The sequence below is a fragment of the Bradyrhizobium sp. genome (assembly GCF_035273305.1).
GTDB lineage: Bacteria > Pseudomonadota > Alphaproteobacteria > Rhizobiales > Xanthobacteraceae > Bradyrhizobium.
The window spans coordinates 1-3995 of record NZ_DATEPI010000087.1 but is presented as its reverse complement, the minus strand read 5'-3'; the positions used below and the strand labels follow the sequence as shown (position 1 = coordinate 3995).

At 60.3% G+C, this 3995-nt stretch carries 4 protein-coding genes; 1 reads left to right on the top strand and 3 read right to left on the bottom strand.

Features of this window, described 5'->3' with window-relative positions; translation table 11 throughout:
- The 3 genes from VJV58_RS05550 to uvrC form a co-directional block, all read right to left on the bottom strand.
- A partial coding sequence (locus VJV58_RS05550) for a MoaD/ThiS family protein (protein WP_414641414.1) occupies nt 1-89 on the bottom strand: 89 nt, incomplete at its 3' end.
- A complete protein-coding gene (pgsA, locus tag VJV58_RS05545) occupies nt 86-703 on the bottom strand; it encodes a CDP-diacylglycerol--glycerol-3-phosphate 3-phosphatidyltransferase (RefSeq protein WP_324136338.1) in 618 nt (205 codons plus the stop codon). The genes VJV58_RS05550 and pgsA, both read right to left, overlap by 4 nt.
- Nucleotides 704-907: 204 nt before the next feature.
- Nucleotides 908-2983 carry an excinuclease ABC subunit UvrC gene (gene uvrC / locus VJV58_RS05540; protein WP_324136337.1) on the bottom strand — a complete coding sequence of 692 codons (2076 nt, stop codon included), beginning with the start codon at nt 2981-2983 and terminating at the stop codon, nt 908-910.
- Nucleotides 2984-3236: 253 nt separating this feature from the next.
- Here uvrC and VJV58_RS05535 point away from each other — a divergent pair, with 253 nt between their 5' ends.
- Nucleotides 3237-3881 carry an outer membrane protein gene (locus VJV58_RS05535; protein ID WP_324136336.1) on the top strand — a complete coding sequence of 215 codons (645 nt, stop codon included), beginning with the start codon at nt 3237-3239 and terminating at the stop codon, nt 3879-3881.
- The last annotated feature ends 114 nt before the right edge of the window (nt 3882-3995 follow it).

The window sequence follows — 3995 nt, the reverse complement described above, 5'->3', positions numbered from 1 at the left end:
CCGACGGTGCGCACGTTTGCCGGCGGCTCGACTGTTTCCTCCGATTTGCCGATCCGTTCGCGCACCCAGGCAAAATATTTGACTTTCATCCCTCATCCTCCTCGATGAGGTGGTGAATGCCGGCACGTAAATAGTCCCACCCCGTGTAGATCGTCACGATGGCCGAGATCCAGAGCAGCAACAGGCCGGTCTGGGTCACCACCGGCACGATCTGGTCGCCGGCCTCGCCCGCAAGCAAGAACCCGATCGCCACCAGTTGCACCGTGGTTTTCCATTTGGCGAGTTTGGTCACGGGCACGCTGACCCGCAGGGCTGCCAGGTATTCCCGCAAACCCGACACCAGGATCTCACGGCATAGGATCACGATCGCCGCCCACAGCGTCCAGCCGTGAATGATGCCGTCAGCGGCCAGCATCAACAGGCAGGACGCGACCAGGAGCTTGTCCGCGATCGGATCCAGCATGCGGCCGAACGCCGAATGCTGGTCCCAAATCCGTGCATAGTAGCCATCGAGGAAATCGGTAACGCCAGCGGCGATGAACACGGCCAGCGCCACCCAGCGCAGCCAGAGCGGGCCATCCATGATCGCTTGCGCGTAAATGCAGCCGACCACCACCGGAATGGCTGCAATTCGCGCGTAGGTCAGGACGTTCGGCAAGGAAAGCGAGTTCCTCGCCGCAGCTTTTGTCGTCGCGATGTTCATCCGTCTTACCAATACCGCCGAAGCTTCAAGGTCAACCGTCACGCGCACGGCATTTTGTTGCAGAGAACGCCGATGGAGCTGATCCGGCCTGGCCCGCGCACCATTGGACCATGATCCGATCAGCTTGAATCAAATCACGAACCCATCCCTTTGTTTGAGCATGATCTTTTCGAAAAACCGGTTCCAGCTTCTCTGGATTAAGCGTTAGCGCGGCTGCGCGTGGAAAAACTCGAAAATTTTCCGCGCGCTTTCGGCGCTGACACCCGGAACCTTGCCTAAATCGGCGATTGAGGCTCGCTCGATCTCCTTGAGCGTTCCAAAGTGGTGCAGCAGCGCCCGCTTTCGTGCGGGACCAATGCCGGGGATCTCCTGCAGGCCGGCTTCGCGAATGTCTTTTTTGCGCAGTTTGCGGTGCGAGCCGATCACGAACCGATGCGCCTCATCCCGCAGCCGCTGGATGAAATAGAGCACGGGGTCGCGAGGCTCGAGCTTGAGCGCTTCCTTGCCCGGCATGAACAAGGTTTCGCGGCCGGCATCGCGGTCCGGCCCCTTGGCGACGGCCATCAATGAGACCTGCGTCAGGCCCAGACCTTCGAAGATTTCCTTGACCGCGTTCAGCTGTCCCCGACCGCCATCGATGATGACGAGGTCGGGCCACTGCGGGAATGAATCATCGTCGGGTTTTGCTTTGACATCATCACCCTCGGGAGCCGGCGACACTAACCGCTTGAATCGTCGGTGCAGAACCTCCCGCATCATCGCATAGTCGTCGCCCGGGGTCAGGCCTTCGGACTTGATGTTGAATTTGCGATACTGGTTCTTGATGAAGCCGTCGGGGCCCGCCACGATCATCGCCCCGACGGCGTTGGTGCCTTGAATGTGGCTGTTGTCGTAAACCTCGATCCGCTTGGGCGGATGCGGCAGGCCCAATGTTGTGACGAGCGATTGCAACAGGCGACCCTGGGTCGCGGTATCGGCGAGCTTGCGTCCCAGCGCCTCGCGCGCGTTGGTGAGCGCGTGCGCGATAAGCTCCCTTTTCTCGCCGCGTCGCGGAGTGGTTACTTCCACTTTGGAGCCGGCTTTGATCGAGAGGGCGTCCGCCAGCAGCTCGGCTTCTTCCAGCTGATGAGAAAGCAGGATCAGTTTCGGCGGCGGCTTGTCGTCGTAAAACTGCGCAAGGAAGGAGGCCAGCACCTCTTCCGGTGTATAGGATTTCTCCGCGCGCGGAAAATAGGCGCGGTTGCCCCAATTTTGTCCGGTGCGAAAGAAGAACACCTCGACGCATGAATAGCCGCCTTCCTGATGAATCGCGAATACGTCAGCTTCCTCGACAGTGCGCGGATTGATGCCCTGCTGCGACTGGATTGCTGACAGCGCTGCGAGACGGTCGCGGTACAGCGCCGCGGTTTCGAATTCGAGTTCGGCCGAGGCTCTTTCCATTTCTGCCGCCAACTGCTGCTTGACCAGGCGGCTGCGCCCGGACAGGAAGTCCTTGGCCTCGCGGACCAGCTCGGTATAGCCGGGAAAATCGATCTCGCTGGTGCACGGCCCGGAACAGCGGCGAATTTGATAGAGCAGGCAGGGCCGAGTGCGACTTTCAAAGAACGAGTCCGTGCACGAGCGCACCAGAAACGCGCGCTGCAGCGCCGTGATGGTCCGGTTGACCGCGCCTGCCGAAGCGAAAGGCCCGAAATACTGTCCAGGCCGCGTTTGCGCACCGCGGTGTTTCAGTATCTGGGGCGCCCAGTGATCGCCGGTAATCAGAATGTAGGGAAACGACTTGTCGTCGCGCAATTGAACGTTGAAGCGTGGCCGCAACTGTTTGATCAGGTTTGCCTCGAGCAGCAGCGCCTCGGTCTCCGTCGGCGTCGAAACGATCTCGACGCTCACGGTTGCCGCGATCATCCGCAGAATTCGCGCCGGCTGAATCGCGTTTGCCCTCGCATACGACGCAAGCCGCTTGCGGACATTTTTCGCCTTTCCGACATAGAGCACGTCGTGGGCCGCATTCAGCATGCGATAGACGCCCGCCGAAGTAGGGGCGAGCCGCATGGCCTGCTCAATCGCGGCGTGGCCGACGGCGAGGGGACCTTCCGCTACCGCCTCATGAGGATCTTCCGAAGGCTCCGGCAACCGCGCGTCGTCCTCATCCTCCGCGGTGACCGTGGCGGGATCGATGTCGTCTGCGGCCAGCTCCTGTGGCGGAACGTCCGGTTGGGAACTTTGCTGCGGCAGCCCCGGCTTCGGCGCTTCTGAATTATCGGTGGAATCGTGATCCATGGCTCAAACTTAAGCGCCGGCATCGGCCATCACCAGAGTTGCGGCTCGATGCAACAGCGTCGAGCGGCGGGTTCGCGGTAACGGCTTATTAAGAATGCCGAACAGGCGCTAACGGGTCTTAACAACGCTTTAACTTAAAACTCTCGATAAATCTTACCGGTAAAAAGCGGAATTACTAACCATCCCGTCTGCATGGCGCGGTGCGTTCGCGCACATGAACCAGCGGTGATGGCCGGCGCGTTGGGAGAGTTCAATGAGCAGAATCGCTTTACGCCTGTTGGCGCTGATCGCCGTGGTTTGGACGACGTCGGCGCAGGCGGCGGACTTTTCCTATGGATCGCAGAGTCGTTATGCTCCTTCGTATGCTCCCTCCGTACAGTCGCTGGGTCCCGATAGCTGGGCCGGGCCGTACCTCGGCGGCAATCTCGGTTATGCTTGGGGCTCGGTCGATAACAATCCGACTAAGCCGTCGGGCTTTGTTGCCGGCGCGCAGGCGGGCTACAACTTCCGAAACGGTCCATGGGTATTCGGCGTGGAAGGCGACATCCAGGCTACCGGTGCCGACGATACGTTTGCGCCATGGAAATTCTCCAACCCATGGTTCGGTACGCTCCGCGGCCGCGCCGGCTATCTGCTGACTAATGTCATCATGTTTTACGGGACCGGCGGTCTGGCGTTCGGCGACTTGCGTGGCGAGACGTTCGGTCTGTCTGAATCACACACGACAGCGGGATGGACGGCGGGCTTGGGTGCCGAATACGGGTTCGCTCCCCATTGGAGCGCCAAGCTCGAATACCTTTATGTCGATCTCGCCAACAGTCCGTTCAGCATCACCGGAGTTTCGAACGGTTACCGCTTCGGCAGCGTGCGCTTCGGCGTGAACTATCATTTTTGGTAGTAGCACAAAGGTCCCGCCATATCGCGGAGCTTGAGTTCTCACGCACGTCGTCTGAGCAACGCCGTCCGAAAGCGTCACGGCATCGCGCTACGATGAAACCAACAGGTTGACCGC